The sequence below is a fragment of the Streptomyces sp. SID12488 genome (genome assembly GCF_010548275.1).
Lineage (GTDB): Bacteria > Actinomycetota > Actinomycetes > Streptomycetales > Streptomycetaceae > Streptomyces.
Genome location: NZ_JAAGLT010000009.1, coordinates 212,423 through 231,420 on the forward strand (window position 1 = coordinate 212,423; position 18,998 = coordinate 231,420).

The window sequence follows — 18,998 nt, forward strand, 5'->3', positions numbered from 1 at the left end:
CGCTCAGGCACTACCGGGAGACCACGGCGACATCAGACGACAACGAGCGCAAGGCTCGAAAGCTGCTGACCGAGCCTCCGGCCCCATCATGGGGCCGGAGGCTCGGCCGGCGCCAAGGCTGGCCTCGTCGGGCTGTCCAACTGATGATGGGCAACGATGGCCGCGACAGAGTTCGGTACGTCGAGGTACCCAGCGTGCATCAACAACTCTTCCAACACCGGCCGCACGACAGCCTGTACCGGTTCATCTGGCTTGCGGGATAGTAGGCGGTCCGCAGCGAAGCCGATGCTGGGGCAGTAGGCGTACCGGTTCTTGGCCCGAGCGAAGGAGTCCGAGCCCGGCACGTCGAGTGAATGCCATTCAACTTGCCCTTTAGCGCTGCTCATACGGCCGGTTACTCCAATGCGCCAGTCATGCCGACGGCGCTTCTCGCTCAGCCGCTTGCTATACAGATTGCGGTACTCGCTCCCCTGCGTCACCTGATGTACCCGTCGGATAACTGCCACCACCTCGCCCAATGGCAGCGGGTCGGCTACCTCATCGATCACAGCCATGTGCAACCCCCAGCGGAGATCCAGCAGCCCGGAGCCAAACACCTCCAGATGGTGACGCTCAAAGGGACCGAACTCGCCATCGTCCATCACGACGAAACGCACTCTGTCTTCGCCGGAGTAGCTCACCTCGTACGGCAGGTCGCCCAAGACTCTGCGCGCCACCCTCAGGGCACGGGCAGCCAACTCGACAGACGGTACCGGCTTCACCGCACGCGTAGGTCCGACGCACACCCTCGCCACGAAGCGTTCCGAGTAGTCACGGTCCATCCCGCCACACGCGGCGATGGTGGTGTGGTCACCCTGTGCCGTCTGCTTGGCCCAGAACCAACCGGACTGAAGCAACCACCACGTCTTCTCGAAGATATTGCCCGCCGCGTCAACCTCGCCAAAAGACATGTGACCGTCCCGCCGTGAGCGCTTATGTTGGAGGCCGGTCCGGTAGTCCTGGCGGAGCAGTGAGTCTGCCTTACGCGGCATCACCAAGAGTAGTGGGACGCTCTGACAGCCAGGCTTGCGCAACAGTTCTGCGCGGCCAGCGTCTCCGAGGACGCCGCTCAACCACTCTGCGCGCTGCGCCAGGAGATTCCGAGCCCTCAGCAGGTACGCGGGACAGCCTGTCAGTTGGCTGCGCCGCAGACAAAGAGGTCTACGAGCGCGCCTCATTCCTCATCCAGTCCCCGGGCCAGCGAAGTTATGCATGAGCACGACTTGACTGACGCTTGTGCAGCACGGTGGCAGGGCACACGCGGAGGTTGCGCCATACCGTCGGAGATCACGTCCGGCGTCGCACACAGAGCGTCGCCGGCTCGTTACGTCGGCGGTCTGTTGCGGTTGCGTCCTGCCCCTGTGACAGATCGTCATTCCGGGGCATTTCTCCGGTCAGCAGCCGTTACCCTGCCCACCTGACGTCAGCTCAGCAGATCAGGGGGAACCATCAATGCCGCAGGAGCCGTGGGTTGGATTGTCCGAGGCCATCAGCGCGATCCGGGCCGAGTTGGAGCAGGCTATGACCGACGGTCACGGGCATACGATCCAGTTCCGCACCGGCCCGGTGGAGATGGAGTTTGCGGTGGACGTCAAGAAGGACGCCCAGGCCGGCGCCAAGGTGTCCATCCTGCCCTGGAGCGCCAGCGCCGAGGCGAAAGCCGGATACGCGGCCGGCACCACATCCCGACTGAAGATCACCTTGCAGCCGGTCGACGAACACGGCCAGGACCAGAAGATCGGCGCCCGCACCCCCCAGCGCCCTCAGTAGTAGAGCAGCCCCGCTGGCAGCCGCTTGGTGAGATGCAGAGAACAGGGGTTCGCGAGTGGACGTGCAACGGGTGATGGAGATCTGGGACCCGGCGGGCCAGATCGCCGGGAGCGGATACCTCATCACAGACAGCTTGGTCCTCACCGCGTATCACAACATCCAGCAGGCGGGATCATCCTCCGAGCGGGCGGTGGAGGTGCGGCGGCTCGCCCGGCATGGAGAGCCGCAGGCCACATGGGTGGCAGCCGAGGTGTTGTGGCCGGAGCAGCCGCCCGACATCGCGCAGGATCCGCACACCGACGCTGCCCTGCTACTCATCACCGATTCAACCTGGCAGCCTCCTGACTCAGCGGCGCCGGTGCGTTGGGGACGTCTGCCAGCTCCCTCGCCCGGTGCGGTCGAGGCGCGGGTCGGCTGTGTCGCGGTGGGGTTCCCTGAGTCCGACCAGCGGGACGGAACCCGGGACACCAAGGAGATCCGCGGGCACATAGAGACCCTGAGCGGCCTGAAATCAGGCCTGATCACCGCACACATTGACGGAGTCGCCACACCCAGCGCGACCGATGCAGTGTCGTCCTGGTCCGGGGCATCCGGAGCAACTCTGTTCTGCGGGAACCTGCTCGCCGGGGTCCTGACCACCGACCGCGCGGGAAGATATCCAGGCAACCAGCTCATCGCCGTTCCCCTGGCCACCCTCGCCGCGCGCCCCGGCTTCACCAGCACCATCAAAGCCGCAGGCAATCCACTGGCCTTGGAAGACATCACCACCCCTGCCAGCAGCAGCCACCCCCCATCAGGCCCTTACGACGTGGACGCATCCCCGGGCCTGCACAACCTCCCTGGCCTTCCCACCGAAGTCTTCGTCGGCCGAGAAGAAGCCCTCACCACCCTCGCCACCGCCATGGAACGAGACTCGAAAGCCATTACCCAGACCGTTCACGGTCTTGGCGGTGTCGGCAAGACCACCCTGGCCCTCCACTACGCCCACACGCACCGGCACTCCTACCAACTGGTGTGGTGGATTCACGCCGACACCCCTGAACAGATCATCACTGACCTCGCCGGCCTGACCACCAGCATCCACGGCGGCGCCACCGGCCGCACCAGCGCGGAGGACGCGGACTGGGCCATCAGATGGCTCCAGATCCACCCCGGCTGGCTCCTCATCCTCGACAACGCCGAACAGCCCGACACTATCCGCCATCTGATAGGCCAGCTCCATCACGCCGGACGCCACCTGATCACCAGCCGCTTCACGGACGGCTGGCCCAGCACTCCCCTCGCCCTTCCCCTCCTCACCCCGGACGCCTCACTCGACCTACTCACCCAGCTCACCCGCCGGACCGACGCCGACAGCCAGCACCACGCCCGCCTGCTCGCCGACGAGCTCGGGCACCTGCCTCTCGCCCTCGAACAAGCCGGCGCCTTCATCGCCCAGAGTCACATCGCCCTCGGCGCCTACCGGGAGCTGCTCCGCCAATATCCGGCCCAGACCACCAGCACCGCCCCTGCGGGCAGCATTCCTCAGCGCACCATGGCCCGCATCTGGCGCATCACCCTCGACGCCCTCCACCGCACCACCCCTCTGGCCGTCGACATCCTGCGCACCGCCGCCTGGTACGCCCCCACCGCCATCCCCCGCACCCTCCTCGCACCCCTAACCGACACCCCTGTCGGCTACGCCGAAGCCCTCAGCCAGCTCGCCGCCTACAACATGATCACCCTGGACACCGACACCCTCAGCATCCACCGCCTCATCCAGACCATCGCCCGCACTCCCGACGTCACCACTGCAGACGACGCAGACCCCCACCGCACCCACGGCACCATCACCGCGGCCCGCCACCACGCCACCACTCTCCTGCTCACTGCACTGCCCGAGCAACCAGACACGAACGTGGCCGGCTGGCCCGCCTGGCGCGCTCTGCTCCCTCACGCGGAAGCCCTCCTCAGCGCCGCCGAGCCCACCCACGACACTGATGACACTGACCTCCTCCTCACCAACACTGCCGCTTACCTGCGCGGCCAAGGGCAGATCACTCAGGCCATCACCTACCAGAAGCGCTCGGTGGCCACCTCCGCTCGCCTCCACGGCCCCGACCACCTCTCCACGCTCACCTCCAGCAACAACCTCGCGTATGCCTACGAGTCGGCAGGGGACCTCGACCGGGCCATCCCCCTCTACGAACAGACCTTCACCGACCAAATGCGGATCCTGGGCAAAGACCACCCCCACACCCTCGCCTCCCTCAACAACCTCGCGAGCGCCTACCGGGCGGCAGGGAACCTCGACCGGGCCATCCCCCTCTACGAACAAAACCTCACCGACCAAATGCGGATCCTGGGCGAAAACCACCCCCACACCCTCGCCTCCCTCAACAACCTCGCGAGCGCCTACCGGGCGGCAGGGAACCTCGACCGGGCCATCCCCCTCTACGAACAAAACCTCACCGACCGCATGCGGATCCTGGGCGAAAACCACCCCGCAACCCTCACCTCCCGCAACAACCTCGCGAGCGCCTACCGGGCGGCAGGGAACCTCGACCGGGCCATCCCCCTCTACGAACAAAACCTCACCGACCACATGCGGATCCTGGGCGAAAACCACCCCCACACCCTCGCCTCCCTCAACAACCTCGCAGGCGCCTACGAGTCGGCAGGGAACCTCGACCGGGCCATCCCCCTCTACGAACAAAACCTCACCGACCAAATGCGGATCCTGGGCGAAAACCACCCCGACACCCTCGCCTCCCGCAACAACCTCGCAGGCGCCTACGCGTCGGCAGGGGACCTCGACCGGGCCATCCCCCTCTACGAACAAAACCTCACCGACCAAATGCGGATCCTGGGCGAAAACCACCCCGAGACCCTCACCTCCCGCAACAACCTCGCGTATGCCTACGAGTCGGCAGGGGACCTCGACCGGGCCATCCCCCTCTACGAACAGACTCTCACCGACCGCATGCGGATCCTGGGCGAAAACCACCCCGACACCCTCGCCTCCCTCAACAACCTCGCAGGCGCCTACGCGTCGGCAGGGGACCTCGACCGGGCCATCCCCCTCTACGAACAAAACCTCACCGACCGCATGCGGATCCTGGGCGAAAACCACCCCGACACCCTCGCCTCCCGCAACAACCTCGCAGGCGCCTACCGGGCGGCAGGGGACCTCGACCGGGCCATCCCCCTCTACGAACAGACCCTCACCGATTGCCTACGGGTCTTCGGCGAAAACCACCCCACCACCCGTGTTGTCACCGCCAATCTCACCCACGCGAAATCGACCAACGCCTGAGGCACCCCACCAGCGAGCTGGGACCTTCGCTTCCAACAGCGTCCATTTTCACGCCCGATCAACTCCCCTGGTCGCACGCCACCAACCAATGCACACCCACAGTGACCATCGCGACATACACACACGAGAGCAACCTCACCAAGCCCCCTGAACAGCGAAGTTATTACCGCATGAGCACGACTTGACCGACGATTCCCTGAGTGCCGCCACGGGGGCGAGTTCCGCCCGGGTCTGCGCCCACAGCACCAACCCGTACGCCGCCACGGACAGCGCACCGCCGAGCAGTCCGACGGCGGCGAACGGCCGTACCGTCGCCAGGAATTGACCCCGCCACCGGTACAGCGCGTAAGCGGGGATCGCGATGCCCTCCAGGGCCATCAGCCAGGCGATGTAGGAGAGCGAGGAGCCCGAGGCCCGTACGCCCAGCCCGTCGACGACGGTGTACGCGGCGATGGTCAGCCCGGTCGCCAACGCGGCCACGATCGCCGCCCAGTTGGGCCGGTTCCCTCGCAGCCCCCACAGCGCGACGCCGGTAAGTCCCGCACAGGACACGGTGATTCCGGCCGCCGCCCAGCCGTCGGGTACCTCGTGGGCGAACACGGCGGCGAGGACCGTGACGACGAGGGGCGCGGTACCGCGCGCGATCGGATATGCCTGCCCGAAGTCGCCGAGCCGGAACGACCGCATGAGCAGCACGTAGTACGCGATGTGGATGAGCGCCGACGCGACGAGATACGGCCAGGCCCCGGCAGCGGGAAGCGGCAGAAACGGCAGAGCGACCAGCCCGAGAACCATCCCGCCGCCCGCGATGAGCGTGAACCCGACCAGCTTGTCGGTGATGCGGTGCGCGAGCGCGTTCCAGCAGGCGTGCGTGACGGCGGCGAGCAGTACGGCGGCGGTGACCGTCGGAGTCACGAAGCCGCCGACTCGCGTACGTCCACGAGGGTCGCGCCGGCGTGGGCGATCAGGGCCTTCGGCTCCATGGGGAACACGGTGTACGGGGTGCCGGCGGCGGCCCAGACGACGTCGTGCTCCAGCAGAGAACGGTCCGCGAGCACCCGGGTCCTGGTCCGGTGCCCGAAGGGCGGCACGCCCCCGATGGCGTACCCGGTGGTATCCCGTACGACGTCCACCTTGGCGCGGGTGACCTTCGCGGCCATGAGTTCGCGCCGGACGAGCTCGACGTCGACGCGGGAGGCGCCGTCCATGAGGACGAGCACCGGGACTCCGTCGGCGGAGAAGATCAGCGACTTGCAGATCTGGCTCAACTCACACCCGATCGCGGCGGCGGCCTCGGCGGCGGTACGGGTCTCGTCCGGGAACCGGCGGATACGGGCGTGGAGCTCTCCGAGGCCCAGCTCATCGAGGGCCTCGGCGAAACGGGAGGACGTGGTCATGCCCGGCACGCTAGCTGGCGGACAGATGCGTTACGAACCTATTCCAGGTGGTGGGATCGAGGGTGAGGTGCGGGGTGTGGGTGGGGGTCTTTGAATCCCGGATGTGGATGACGTGCGGGGTGGTGGCTACTTCTACGCAGTCGCCGGGTTCACTGCTGTCGCTGTAGCTGCTCTTGAACCAGCGGAGTTCCGAGGTGCTCATAACGCTCCAAGCGCTCGCTCGATGAAGGCCAGCGACTCCCCAGGCGGGAGAGCCTGCGCCCGGATCATCCCATAACGCAGCTCAAGGACCCGCAGATCCCTGGGACTTGAGATCGGACGGGCATTGAACGCACCTTCGCAACGACCGACCGCCGAGCCATCGGCGAACTTCAGCACCTGGATCAGGCCCTGCATGCTGGCGTGATCCTCACGGTCTGTCGGCATGACCTGGATCATGACGTTCCGCAACTCACTGACCTCCAGCAGGTGTTCGAGCTGCCGACGTAGCACCATTTTCCCTCCGATCGGCCGCTCAAGAGTCACCTGTTCCTGGATGAAGCTGAACGAAGGTGTGGGCTCCCGGTCGAAGACCGTTTTACGGGCCATGCGCGCGGCAACTTCCCGTTCCACCTCACCGGAAGAGAGCGGTGGCTGACGTGTCTCGAACAATGCCTTCGCGTACTCCGGCGTCTGCAGCAGGCCGTGGATGTTGTGGTTGCCGTACAACAACAACTCGACGGCCCGCCCCTCAAGCTCCTTAAGATCCCGCACCTTCTTCGGGTACTGCGCGTCCTCCACGTACTTCCGCATGGCGACGATCGCGCCCCGCGCGTTCACCAACTCATCGGCGCTGTACAGGAATTCGACCCGGGGAATCCGTGCCCCGCGTTCGACCTTCCGGATCAGGTCCTCGCCGTACCGCATGGCCGCCCCGAAGTCGGCCACCGACATTCCGGCGGCCTCCCTGTGGAACTTGATCACGCCGCCCACGACCTCGATCATCGGCGCCATATCGTCGCCGGGCTCGATCGCCCAGCCCACCTCGTCCACGTCTTCGCTCATACCCACCTCCAACGGCGACCCGTACCCGAACGGCACTGCGGACAGCCGGGACAGGCGGGACAAACACCGGAAAGGGGCACTCCGCAGCGCGGGGTGCCCCTTCTCAGCTTGCCGGCGTCCGACTCAGACCTGTACGAGCTCCCGGTCCTCGTCGTTCGGACGGTTGTCGTCGTCCAGGGTGCGCAGTCCCTCGCCCTCCACGTCGACGTTGGGGAGTACGCGGTCCAGCCACTTCGGGAGCCACCAGGCCCGCTTGCCCAGCAGGGCCAGCACGGCCGGGACGATCGCCATGCGGACCACGAACGCGTCGAAGAAGACCGCGATCGCCAGGCCGAAGCCGAAGAGCTTGATCATCGACTCGCTGGAGCTGATGAAGCCGCCGAAGACGGCCATCATGATGATCGCGGCGGCGACCACGACCCGGGCGCTGTGCCTGAACCCGGTCACCACGGCGTTCGACGGCGACTCACCGTGGACGTACGCCTCCCGCATGCGGGTCACGAGGAACACCTCGTAGTCCATCGCGAGACCGAAGACCACACCGACCATGAAGATCGGCACCATCGACATGATCGGGCCGGTCTCCTCGACGCCGAGCAGGCCGCTCAGCCAGCCCCACTGGAAGACCGCGACCACTGCGCCGAGCGCGGCGAGGACGCTGAGCAGGAAGCCCAGGGCCGCCTTGAGCGGGACCAGGATGGAGCGGAAGACCAGGATCAGGAGCAGGAACGCGAGGCCGACGACCAGGCCCAGGTAGGGGATCAGGGCGTCGTTGAGCTTCTGCGAGAAGTCGATGTTCATCGCGGTGGTGCCCGTGACCAGCACCGTCGCGCCGGTCTCGGCCTTGACGTCGGCACTCTGGTCGCGGATCGCGTGCACCAGGCCCTCGGTCTGGGTCGAGGACGGCTTGGAGTCCGGGATCACAGCGATCGTCGCGGTGTCGCCGGCCTTGTTGAACTGGGCCGGGGCGACCGTGACGACGTCCTTGAGGCCCTTGATCCGGTCGACCAGCTTGTCGACACCGGCCTGGGGGTCGGCGGTGCCCCGGGCGTCGTAGACGACCATCAGGGGACCGTTGAAGCCGGGGCCGAAGCCCTCCGACAGCAGGTCGTAAGCCCTGCGCTGGGTCGTGGACGTCGGCTGCGAGCCGTCGTCGGGCAGGCCCAGTTCCAGCTGGGTGACCGGGAGCGCGATCGCTCCCAGACCGAGCACACTGAACATCAGTACGGCGACCGGCCGGCGGATGACGAAGCGCGCCCACCGGGTGCCCATGTTGGGCCCGGCGACCGGCTTGACCTGCTCGTTCGTCTCGCTCTCGCTCGTGCCCTTCTTCGCCTTCTTGCTCTTCTTGTCCTTCTTCTGGCCCGCCGGCTGGACCTTGCGGCCCGCGTATCCGAGCAGTGCCGGGATCAGGGTCAGCGCGATGAGTACGGCGACCACGACCGTGCCGGACGCCGCGAGGCCCATCTTGGTCAGCATCGGGACGTTGACGACAGCGAGGCCCGCCAGGGCGATCACGACGGTGAGGCCCGCGAAGACCACCGCCGAGCCGGCGGTGCCGGTGGCCCGGCCGACCGCCTCCTCGCGGTCACGGCCGTCGGCCAGTTCACCGCGGTAACGGGAGACGATGAACAGCGCGTAGTCGATGCCGACCGCGAGACCGATCATCAGCGCGAGCGTGGACGTGCTGTCGCCGAGGTCGAGCGCGTTGGCGAGGGAGGTGATGGTGGCGCCGGCGATACCGACGCCGATGACCGCCGTCAGCAGCGGCAGTCCGGCCGCGACCAGCGAGCCCAGGGTGATGACGAGGACGAGCGCGGCGATGGCGATGCCGACGACCTCGCCGACCGCTCCCGGCTCGGACTCCGCCTGCAGCGCGTCACCCCCGACGTCGACGGTCAGCCCGGCGGCCCGGGCATCGTCGCCGGCCTTCTCCAGGGAGTCCTTGGTCGAGTCCGCCAGTTCCATGCCGGGCAGCGTGTACTTCACCGACGTGTAGGCGACCGTCCCGTCCTGGCTGACGGCGCCTGTCGTGAACGGATCGGAGACGGAGACGACTTCGGAGCCGTCGCCCAGTTGCTTGACGGTCTTCGTCACGGTCGCCTTGTTGGCAGCGTCCGTCATCTTCTGGCCCTCGGGCGCCTTGAAGACCATGCGCCCGGTCGCTCCGTCGGCGCTGGCGCCGGGGAAACGCTGTTCCAGCAGGTCGAAGGCCTTCTGGGCCTCCGTACCCGGAATGGAGAAGGAGGTGGTGCCCGCGGCGGGCGCGCTGGCCGCGCCGACTCCCGCGAGCGTCAGCAGCGCCACCCATATCAGAGCGACGAAATGCCGTCGCCTGAAGGCGAGCCGGCCGAGTTTGTAGAGGAACGTGGCCACGAGGGGCGTACTCCCGGTCAGGTCGTTGAACAGCAACAGGGCAGGGTTGATCGGCCTGTTGGGGCGCAGGAGGGATCAGCCCGACGACGTGAGCGCTCGCGTCAGGTGCAAGGCAGGTACGGGTCAGGTGCAAGTGGGGTGATACGTGGGGTTGTTCAAGGGCTGGTTCGGAGACGGGCTGTCCTACGTGACCGGTACGCAGAGGGCGGGGAGCACCACGGCGTCGATGTAGTCACGCAAGTAGGCCTGCGTCGGGGGCAGTTCGTCGATGAGCGAGCGCGCGATGAAGCCGCCGATCATCATGTGCAGCACATAACCCATCGCCGGGTTGTCCGCGCTGACCTCACCCCGGTCGACAGCCCGCCCCAGCACCTTGCGGAACTCGGCCATCTCAGGCTCGATGAGCAGTTCCCGAAGTGCTTTGAGGAGATCGGGGTTTCCGTGGACCGCCATGCCCAGAGCCCGCATCAGCGCGGAGGTCTGTTCCATGGCGCAGTCGTCCTCGCGGAGCAGCAGGGTATGGAAGTCGCCGCGCAGGGACCCGGTGTCGACAGCGGCGATGGCGCCGCCACCCGGCTTGAAGTGCCGCAGCGCTCTGACCACCAGTTCGGCCTTGCCACCCCACTGGCGGTAGAGCGTGGCCTTGCTGGACTTCGTACGGGCGGCGACGGCGTCCATGGTGAGCGCCTCGTAGCCGACTTCCCGGAGCAGGTCGAGCGTGGCGCCGTACAGCTCGGCCTCCCGCTCGGGTGTGATCCGACTACGACGCGCCGTTGCGACCTCGGTCATGTCTCTCACCCTTCCCTGATCCGGTCCCGGACTCGGACGACACCGTTTCGTTCAGCTACGCCCTACGTCAATGAACATACCCTGAGAATCATAGAAACGAAACCGTTTCGTACGTGTCCTCGCTCACGGGCCGCGTTCACTCGTATCCGTGTTTCCGATATTTCACAAGTTGCCCGGGCCCGATTCCCGGAAAAGCATGAGGAGGTGAGCTATCTGCGCCTGCCCCACCTCAACGGTGACCTGCTGTGCTTCGTCGCCGAGGACGATCTCTGGCTCGCCCGCCTCGACGGAGACGGAGGACACGACGGACCGGGGTCGTCAGGGACCGACGGCCGTGCCTGGCGGCTCACCGTCGACCGTACGAAGGTCGGGCACCCTCGTTTCTCGCCCGACGGCCGGCACATCGCGTACACGAGCTGGCGCAGTCTCGTGCCCGAGATCAACCGGGTGCCGGTGGACGGCGGCCCCGCGCGGCGGCTCACCTACTGGGGCAGCGCCGACACCCAGGTCTGCGGCTGGTCCCCGGACGGCGACATCCTCGCCGTCGCCTCCCACGGCCAGCCCTTCTCCTACTTCACCTGGGCCTACAGCGTCCCGGCGGGCGGCGGCCCCGGCGGCCGGCTCCCCTGGGGTCCCGTCTCCGACATCCAGGTCGCGGACATCGGAGGGGAGCGCAAGACCCTCCTCCTCACGGGCACCCCGCCCCATGAACCGGCCGCCTGGAAGCGCTACCGGGGCGGCGCGACCGGCCGCCTCTGGCTGCACGGCGAGCGTCTGCTCCCCGACCTCGACGGCCATCTCCACTCCCCCATGTTCGTCGGCGATCGCATCGCCTTCCTCTCCGACCACGAAGGCGTCGGCAACCTGTACTCGTGCGCGTACGACGGTTCCGGCCTGCGCCGCCACACCGACCACGACGCCTTCTACGCCCGGCACGCCTCCAGTGACGGCACCCGGGTCGTGTACCAGTGCGCGGGCGACCTGTGGATCGTCGACGACCTCGCCGCCGACTCCGTCCCCCGCCGCCTCGACGTGCGGCTCGGCGGGCCGCGCGCGGGCCGTCGTACGTACCAGGTGCCCGCCGCGCAGCACGTCGACGGGATCTCGGTCGACGAGACGGGACGCGCGAGCGCCGTCGTCGTACGCGGCAGCCTGTACTGGCTGACGCATCGGGACGGCCCGGCGAGGACGATCACGGACACGCCCGGCGTACGCGTCCGGATGCCCGAGATGCTCGGCTCGGGCGGGCAGGTCGCCTACGTCACGGACGCGGAGGGCGAGGACGCGATCGAGATCGCCTACCTGCCGAGGGCCAGCGGCGAGCGGGAGCCGAGGCGGCTGGCGTCCGGCCGGCTGGGCCGGGTACTGGAACTGGTGTCCGACCCTGCGGGCGAACGCCTCGCCATCGCCGCCCACGACGGCCGACTTCTCCTCATCGACGCGGCGGAGGAGTCGAACGGGGAGGTCACCGAGCTGATCTGCTCCCTCAACGGGCCGGTCACGGACCTCGCCTTCTCCCCCGACGGCGCCTGGCTGACCTGGTCGCACCCCGGCATCGGCCGCTCCCTGCGCCAGATCAAGATGGCCCGTATAAAGGACCGCCTGATCGTCGACGTCACCAATGGCCGCTTCGAGGACGAGAACCCGGTCTTCACCAGGGACGGCCGCTATCTGGCTTTCCTCTCCTGGCGGGGCTTCGACCCGGTGTACGACGTCCACACCGGCGACCTGTCCTTCCCGCTCGGCTGCCGGCCCTACCTTGTCCCCCTCTCCTCCGCGACCCCCTCCCCCTTCGCGCTCTCCCCCGACGGACGTCCGGCCGCCGGTGGTCTGGACCCCGCCGAGGACGAGGGTGCCGACGGCACGGTGACCGTCGAGGCCGAGGGCCTGGAGAGCCGGGTGACGCCCTTCCCGGTCGCCGCCTCCAAGTACTCGGCGCTGTACCCGGTCGCGGGCGGCGGGCTGGTGTGGCTGCGCTGGCCGATCTCGGGCGCACTGGGCGAGACATTCGCCAACCCGGCAGACACGAGCGGCCGGCCGACACTCGAACACTTCAACCTCAGCAAGGGAAAGAAGTCCGAACTCGTCGACCACCTCGACTGGTTCGCGGTGAGCGGCGACGCCTCACGGCTGGTCGTCGTGGACGAGGACGAGCTGCGCGCGGTGCCCTCCACCGACCCGGGCGACGGCGACACGACCGTCTGGATCGACCTGCGCCGGGTCCTGCACGAGGTCGACCCCCCGGCGGAATGGCGCCAGTCGTACGAGGAGGCGGGCCGTCTGATCCGCGCCTACTTCTGGGAACCCCGCATGTGCGGCATCGACTGGGACGCGGTGCTGGAGCAGTACCGCCCGCTCGTCGAACGGGTCGCGTCCCCCGACGAGTTCGCGGACCTGCTGCGGGAGGTCCTGGGCGAGCTGGGCACGTCCCACGCGTACGTGACAGCCGCCCGCCGCAACGAGGGCCCGCCCCACTACCAGCGCAGGCAGGGCCTGCTGGGCGCCAACTTCGTTCGCAGGGAGGGTGGTTGGATGCTCGACCGGATTCTCCCCGGCGACTCGTCCGACTCCAAGGCCCGTTCCCCGCTGGCCGGTTCGGGAATCCGGGAGGGCGCGCTGCTCACGCATGTGGACGGGCGCCCGGTGGACCCGGTGACGGGCCCGTTCCCCTTGCTCGCGGGCGCGGGCGGTACGACGGTGGAGCTGACGTTCACGCCGGTGCACGACGCTCCCGGCGAGGGGCGGGCCAGGCGGGTCGCGGTGGTCCCCCTCGTCGATGAACGTCCGTTGCGGTATCAGGACTGGGTGGCCAAACGCCGGGAAGTGGTACGGGAGTTGAGCGGCGGCCGGTGCGGTTACCTGCACATCCCCGACATGGGCGGCTCGGGCTGGGCCCAGTTCAACCGCGACCTGCGCATGGAGGTGTCGAGGCCCGCCCTCATCGTCGACGTGCGCGGCAACGCCGGCGGCCACATCAGCGAACTGGTGGTGGAGAAACTGACGCGCACGATCCTGGGCTGGGACCTGACCCGCAATGCCCAGGCGGTCTCGTACGCCTCGAACGCCCCCCGGGGACCGGTGGTCGCCCTCGCCGACGAGGCGACGTCCTCCGACGGCGACATGATCACGGCCGCCTTCAAACTGCTGAAACTCGGCCCGGTGGTGGGTCAACGGACCTGGGGCGGAGTGGTCGGCATGACCGGCCGCCACCGCCTGGGCGACGGCACGGTGATCACGGTCCCGATGAACGCGGCATGGCTCGACACCTACGGCTGGACAGTGGAGAACCAGGGCGTCGCCCCGGACCTGGAGGTCCTGCGCACACCCCTCGACTGGGCAGAGGGCCGCCACGTCGAAACGGACGACGCCATCAAACTGGCCCTGGCCCTACTGGAGTCCCATCCTGCGGCAACTCCCCCGGACTACACCGAGGTCCCGAACAGGGCCAGACCAAAACTCCCCCCACGTACGTGAGACCAACTCCGGCCGCAATCTTGACGGGCGCCGAGGGCACATACCCAGGGGCGCGGGGAACTGCGCGACCAGCCCCCACCCACCCACACCCGACAACGCACCCCCAACACCCCCAACACAAAAGCAGGGTGCCCTCAAAAAAGCCGAGGGCACCCCACGTCAAAGCTCGCTCAAGCAGGACTACGCCTCGTGGTCCCGATTGAGCCGCTCCGCTTCCTCACGCATCGCCCGCTCCGTCTCCTCATCACGAGGACGCCCGCGCTCCGGAGTCTCCTGACCCTGCTTACCGGACCGGTCCTCCTGGCCCTGCTGACGCTGGCCCTGCTGACCCTTCCGGGTCTGCTCCATCTTCTCCTTGGCCTGGCGGGCCTTGTCCTGCATCTCGTCCTTCATGCCCATGTGGGTTCACTCCCGTAAGTGGGTGAGGGGATGGGGGCTCGACCAGATTTGCACGCCAGGACAAAGCACGCATTTCGATCAGTAACGTTCAGTCACTGACCGCGTCCGACCCCCGCCCGGCACCCGCGCCCCGCGCCTCCTCGTCCGCCGCGCCACCCGCGCCCACCAGCCCGGTGCCCATCCCCTGCAACCGACCGGAGTACCGCCCGACCTCCCGCTGCCCCACCGCACCGATCAGCCCCGGCAGATACCCCCGTACCCCCTGCATCCCGCGCAGCCATCCCTGCCCGTACACATGACTGGACCGTCGCTCGATCCCCGCCACGAGCCGGTCGACGGCGGGCCCCAGCGGATACGTCTTGCTGGCCGGCCACGGCAGCCGCTGCCGCAACTCCCGCATGACGTCGTCCTGGTCGGCCCCGCGCACCATGTCGGTGTCGGTCCACGACAGGTACGCGACCCCCACCCGGACGCCCTTGTACCCGACCTCGGCCCGCAGACAGTGCGCGTACGCCTCGACGCCGGCCTTGGACGCGCAGTACGCGGTCATCATCGGCGCCGGGGTGAGGGCGGCCAGGGACGCGATCTGAAGGAGATACCCCCGACTCTCCATCAGTACCGGCAGAAACGCCCGGGCGGTGACCGCCGACCCGATCAGGTTGACCTCGATGACCCGCCGCCACGACTCCGGATCAGAGTCGACGAAGGGGCCGCCGCTCGCGACACCGGCGTTGGCGACGACGATGTCGACCTTCCCGAACCGCTCCTTGACCTCCTCCGCCACCCGGGACATCGCCTCGTGATCGGTGACATCGGCGTACCAGTACGCGCTGTCGGTGTGCAACCGTTCCGAGACCTGCTTGAGCTCGTCGGCCTCCAGCCCGACCAGCGCGACCCTTGCCCCGCGAGCGGAGAGCTTGCGCGCGAGCAGCTCACCGACCCCCCGAGCGGCCCCCGTGACGACAGCGACCTGCCCGTCCAGACTGACCTTGCTCATGCGCTCTCCTCGATGGGTACGCCGCTGCCGACCCGAGTGGTCTGAGTTCCCAGAGTGCCCTGAGTACTGTTCGACCCCAACTGCCCATACGTCACGACGAGTTCACGGATCACCCCGGTCACCGCTCCCGGCGCCTCGACCGGCGTCATGTGCCCGAGCCCGGGCAGCTCGGTCACACCGTGGCACTGGGGCAGCGCGGCGGCCAGTGCCCGCGCATGGACGGGCGGGGTCATCCGATCCGCCGTACCGACGACGACAGCGGCCGGAACCACCAACTCCCGCACCTGCACGTCAAGTTGAACCCCGTCCAGGACTCGCGCCCACGCGTACCGCACCTTGCGCGGGCACGCGTGCACGATCCGGGCGCACACCTCGACCATCGCGGGCGTCGAACCGGCGCCCATCGTCGCGTACTTGAGGATGCGCCGGGAGACCGGCGTGACCGGCCCCATCGGGGCGCGTGAGCTGAGGCTCCGCCGGGTGAGCCAGGTGCGCAGCCGCCCGGCACGCATCGGGAGGACCAGCGATTCGGCGACGAGCCGCGAACTGCCGGTACTGCACAGCAGTACGGCCGCCGCGTGCTCCCGGAACCCCGGCCGCGCGGACGCGGCCAGCACCGTCATCCCGCCCATGGAGTGCCCCACGACCACGGCCTTCTCACCGGGCGCGAGAGTGGCCGCGAGCACGGCTTCCAGGTCGTCGGCGAGTACGTCCGTACTGCAGACGGGACTCGCCGGACTGCGCCCGTGGCCGCGCTGGTCGTAGGCGACGACCCGGTGATCGGGGGCGAGTTCGCGGATCTGGGCGGCCCAGAAGGCGGTGGAGCAGGTCCAGCCGTGCGCGAGGACGACCACGGGCCCGTCGGCCGCGCCGTGCACCTCGACATGCAGCCGGGCCCCGTCCGCCGAAACGGCGGTGAGCTCACGGAGGGGCACGGGCGGAACGTACGGACCGTCCGCCACGGACATCAGCCGGCTCATGCGTCCACCTCTATGGTCGAGTTGATGTCACCGACGCCGACGCCAGTGCCGGTGCTGTCGGTGTTGCTGTTGCTGTTGCTGTTGCCACCGCTGACGGTGCTGTTGTTGCCGGTCGCCCGCAGGACCTCGTACTCGGCGAGATCCACGCTCCGGGTCGCCCGCCGGAACTCGGATGTCGTACCGGGCCAGACGGTGGTGTTGCGCCCGTTCGCGTCGAGGTACCAGCTGCTGCACCCGCCCGTGCTCCACACCGTGCGCCGCATCCGCTGCTGGACCCGGTCGTTCCAGGCGTCCACGGCGGCGGGCCGGGCGTCGAGCGCCACCCGTCCCCCGAGCACGCCCAACTGCCCTACGTAGTCAGCGAGATAGTTCAGCTGGGACTCGATCATCAGGATCATGGAGGAGTTCCCGAGGCCGGTGTTGGGCCCGATGATCGTCATCCAGTTGGGGAACCCGGCGGCGGAGGCCCCGCGCAGCGCCCGCATCCCGCTGTCCGCCCAGGCCTCGGCGAGCGTACGCCCGTCGGCGCCGACGACCCGGTCGGCGATGGGCATGTCGGTGACGTGGAACCCCGTACCGAAGACGATGACGTCGACCTCGGCCGTACTCCCGTCGGCGCCGACGACGGTGGAGCCCCGCACCTCGCTCAGCCCGCTCGCCACGACGTCCACGTTGGGCCGGGTGAGCGCCGGATAGTAGGCACTCGACAGCAGGATGCGCTTGCAGCCGATGCGGTAGTCGGGGGTTAGTTTGGCGCGCAGGGCCGGATCCTTGACGGCGCGGTGCATGTTGCGCTTGGCCAGCGCCTCAACGGCCCCGAGTTCGCCCGGATGCTTGGTGAACGCCTGCACCTGCAGCTCCCGTACGCCCCACGAGAATCCGCGCCGCAGCCGGGTGGTGAAGGGCAGCGCGCGGTGCACGGCCCGCTCGGCTTTGCCGATGGCCCGGTCGATGCGCGGCATCACCCACGGCGGAGTGCGCTGGAAGAGGGTGAGGCGGGAGACGTCGGGCTGGATCGCGGGCACGATCTGGATGGCGGAGGCCCCGGTCCCGACCATCGCGACCCGCTTGCCGCGCAGGTCGTAGTCGTGGTCCCAGCGGGCGGAGTGGAAGACCTTGCCGGGGAAGGTATCGAGCCCGGGGACGTCCGGCACCTTGGGGTCGGAGAGGGGCCCGGTGGCGGAGACGACGAGATCGGCGAGCAGGGTCCCGCTACTGGTCTCGATGACCCATGCCAACCGGCTCCCGTCCCAAGTCATCTTCTTCACCTCGGAGTTGAGGCGGAGATGGGGCCGCAGCCCGAAGACGTCGGTGACGTGCTCCAGATAGGCACGGATGTGCTCCTGCCCGGAGAAGGCGCGCGGCCAGTCGGGATTGGGCGCGAAGGAGAACGAATACAGATGGGACGGCACGTCGCAGGCGCATCCCGGATAGCTGTTGTCGCGCCAGGTACCGCCGACACTGCCGGCCCGCTCCAGGACGACGAAGTCGGTGACGCCTTCGCGGCGCAGCCGCACGGCGGCCCCGAGCCCTCCGAACCCGGACCCGATCACCGCCACCCGCACATGTTCGTGTTCGGCTTCCTGTTCGGCTTCGTGTTCAGCCATGCCGATGCCTCCGACCCTCACCCGCGACTCCGCCAGTGAACACTGGCGCAATGGGGACAGTAGAGGACGCTCGTACTGATGGGTAGGGGCCGGAAGAAGGACGTTTACATCAGCGGCTCCGCCGCGGGTACCGCCGGTACGCCGTAGGGTTCCGACGTGGCAGACGCAGCGGAGACCGCAGAAGAGCGCGAGTACCGGATGGAGGAGCTGGCCAGGCTGGCCGGCATCACCGTCCGCACCCTGCGCTTCTACCGCGAACGCAAACTGATCCCGCCACCCCGCCGCGAGGGCCGCATCGCCTGGTACGACGACCACCATCTGGCCCGTCTGCGCACGATCTCGGCGCTGCTGGAACGCGGGCACACCCTCAACGGCATCGCGGAACTGGCCGAGGCCTTCGACAACGGCCGCGACGTGGCCGACCTGCTCGGCCTCGGCGCCCCCACCGAGGAGACCCCGGTCAGCCTCACCCCCGAGGACCTCGCCGATCTCTTCGGCCCGGATGCCACCCCCGAGAACCTCGCGGCCTCGATGGACCTCGGCTACCTGGGCACCGACGGCGAGCAGATCGTCCACATCAGCCGCAGCCTCCTGGACGCGTCGTCGGCGCTGGTCCAGGAGGGCATCCCGCTCTCAGCCGTCCTGGCGGCGGGCAAACGGGTACGCGACCACGCGGACGCCCTAGCCGAGATCTTCAGCGACGTGATCCTGACCCACGCCCCGGAAGCGGACCCGACACGGATGCGTCCCCTGGCCCAGCGGGTGGTGGAGGCGGAACTTTCGCTGGCGCTGGACCGCCGAATGCGCCAGGACACCTGACCGCTCCTACTG

Annotated in this window: 15 protein-coding genes; 4 read left to right on the forward strand and 11 right to left on the reverse strand. The window is 68.4% G+C overall.

The window, feature by feature from the left end; all coding sequences use genetic code 11:
- Nucleotides 1–86: 86 nt before the first annotated feature.
- Nucleotides 87–950, reverse strand: a complete 864-nt coding sequence (locus G3I56_RS17220) for a hypothetical protein (RefSeq protein ID WP_164409855.1) — start codon at nucleotides 948–950, stop codon at nucleotides 87–89.
- Between the two features lie 565 nt (nucleotides 951–1,515).
- Here G3I56_RS17220 and G3I56_RS17225 point away from each other — a divergent pair.
- Entirely contained in the window at nucleotides 1,516–1,809 is a 294-nt protein-coding gene (locus G3I56_RS17225; RefSeq protein WP_239134939.1) for a trypco2 family protein, read from the forward strand.
- Between the two features lie 55 nt (nucleotides 1,810–1,864).
- Nucleotides 1,865–5,104: a tetratricopeptide repeat protein gene (locus G3I56_RS17230; protein ID WP_164409857.1), complete on the forward strand. Its 3,240-nt coding sequence runs from the start codon at nucleotides 1,865–1,867 to the stop codon at nucleotides 5,102–5,104.
- Nucleotides 5,105–5,239: 135 nt separating this feature from the next.
- On the opposite strand, the gene G3I56_RS17235 is transcribed toward G3I56_RS17230, so the two are convergent.
- The 6 genes from G3I56_RS17235 to G3I56_RS17260 form a co-directional block, all read right to left on the reverse strand.
- On the reverse strand, nucleotides 5,240–6,019 hold the full coding sequence (locus G3I56_RS17235) for a DMT family transporter (RefSeq protein ID WP_164409858.1): 780 nt from the start codon (nucleotides 6,017–6,019) through the stop codon (nucleotides 5,240–5,242).
- On the reverse strand, nucleotides 6,016–6,501 hold the full coding sequence (locus G3I56_RS17240) for a YbaK/EbsC family protein (protein ID WP_164409859.1): 486 nt from the start codon (nucleotides 6,499–6,501) through the stop codon (nucleotides 6,016–6,018). The genes G3I56_RS17235 and G3I56_RS17240 overlap by 4 nt, the downstream gene beginning before the upstream one ends.
- Nucleotides 6,502–6,511: 10 nt before the next feature.
- The gene (locus tag G3I56_RS17245; protein WP_164409860.1) at nucleotides 6,512–6,703 is read right to left on the reverse strand and encodes a DUF397 domain-containing protein; all 192 of its coding nucleotides are present in this window, start codon (nucleotides 6,701–6,703) and stop codon (nucleotides 6,512–6,514) included.
- Complete coding sequence (locus G3I56_RS17250; RefSeq protein WP_164409861.1) at nucleotides 6,700–7,545, reverse strand: Scr1 family TA system antitoxin-like transcriptional regulator; 846 nt, start codon at nucleotides 7,543–7,545, stop codon at nucleotides 6,700–6,702. Before G3I56_RS17250 ends, G3I56_RS17245 begins: the two co-directional genes overlap by 4 nt.
- A 123-nt stretch (nucleotides 7,546–7,668) precedes the next feature.
- The gene (locus tag G3I56_RS17255; RefSeq protein WP_164409910.1) at nucleotides 7,669–9,921 is read right to left on the reverse strand and encodes an MMPL family transporter; all 2,253 of its coding nucleotides are present in this window, start codon (nucleotides 9,919–9,921) and stop codon (nucleotides 7,669–7,671) included.
- 183 nt (nucleotides 9,922–10,104) lie between these two features.
- Entirely contained in the window at nucleotides 10,105–10,710 is a 606-nt protein-coding gene (locus G3I56_RS17260; RefSeq protein WP_164409862.1) for a TetR/AcrR family transcriptional regulator, read from the reverse strand.
- Between the two features lie 204 nt (nucleotides 10,711–10,914).
- Between G3I56_RS17260 and G3I56_RS17265 the strand changes: the two genes are divergently transcribed.
- Nucleotides 10,915–14,184 (forward strand): S41 family peptidase, encoded by a 3,270-nt coding sequence (locus G3I56_RS17265; RefSeq protein ID WP_164409863.1) that lies wholly within the window; start codon nucleotides 10,915–10,917, stop codon nucleotides 14,182–14,184.
- Nucleotides 14,185–14,364: 180 nt separating this feature from the next.
- Here the strand turns inward: G3I56_RS17265 and G3I56_RS17270 are convergent, their stop codons facing one another.
- The 4 genes from G3I56_RS17270 to G3I56_RS17285 form a co-directional block, all read right to left on the reverse strand.
- Nucleotides 14,365–14,583 (reverse strand): hypothetical protein, encoded by a 219-nt coding sequence (locus G3I56_RS17270; protein WP_164409864.1) that lies wholly within the window; start codon nucleotides 14,581–14,583, stop codon nucleotides 14,365–14,367.
- 88 nt (nucleotides 14,584–14,671) lie between these two features.
- Nucleotides 14,672–15,580: an SDR family oxidoreductase gene (locus tag G3I56_RS17275; protein ID WP_164409865.1), complete on the reverse strand. Its 909-nt coding sequence runs from the start codon at nucleotides 15,578–15,580 to the stop codon at nucleotides 14,672–14,674.
- Nucleotides 15,577–16,560 carry an alpha/beta hydrolase gene (locus G3I56_RS17280; RefSeq protein WP_164409866.1) on the reverse strand — a complete coding sequence of 328 codons (984 nt, stop codon included), beginning with the start codon at nucleotides 16,558–16,560 and terminating at the stop codon, nucleotides 15,577–15,579. Before G3I56_RS17280 ends, G3I56_RS17275 begins: the two co-directional genes overlap by 4 nt.
- Complete coding sequence (locus G3I56_RS17285) at nucleotides 16,557–18,167, reverse strand: NAD(P)/FAD-dependent oxidoreductase (protein ID WP_239134941.1); 1,611 nt, start codon at nucleotides 18,165–18,167, stop codon at nucleotides 16,557–16,559. Before G3I56_RS17285 ends, G3I56_RS17280 begins: the two co-directional genes overlap by 4 nt.
- A gap of 198 nt (nucleotides 18,168–18,365) precedes the next feature.
- On the opposite strand from G3I56_RS17285, the gene G3I56_RS17290 reads away from it, so the two are divergent.
- On the forward strand, nucleotides 18,366–18,986 hold the full coding sequence (locus G3I56_RS17290) for a MerR family transcriptional regulator (protein WP_164409911.1): 621 nt from the start codon (nucleotides 18,366–18,368) through the stop codon (nucleotides 18,984–18,986).
- Nucleotides 18,987–18,998: the final 12 nt, after the last annotated feature.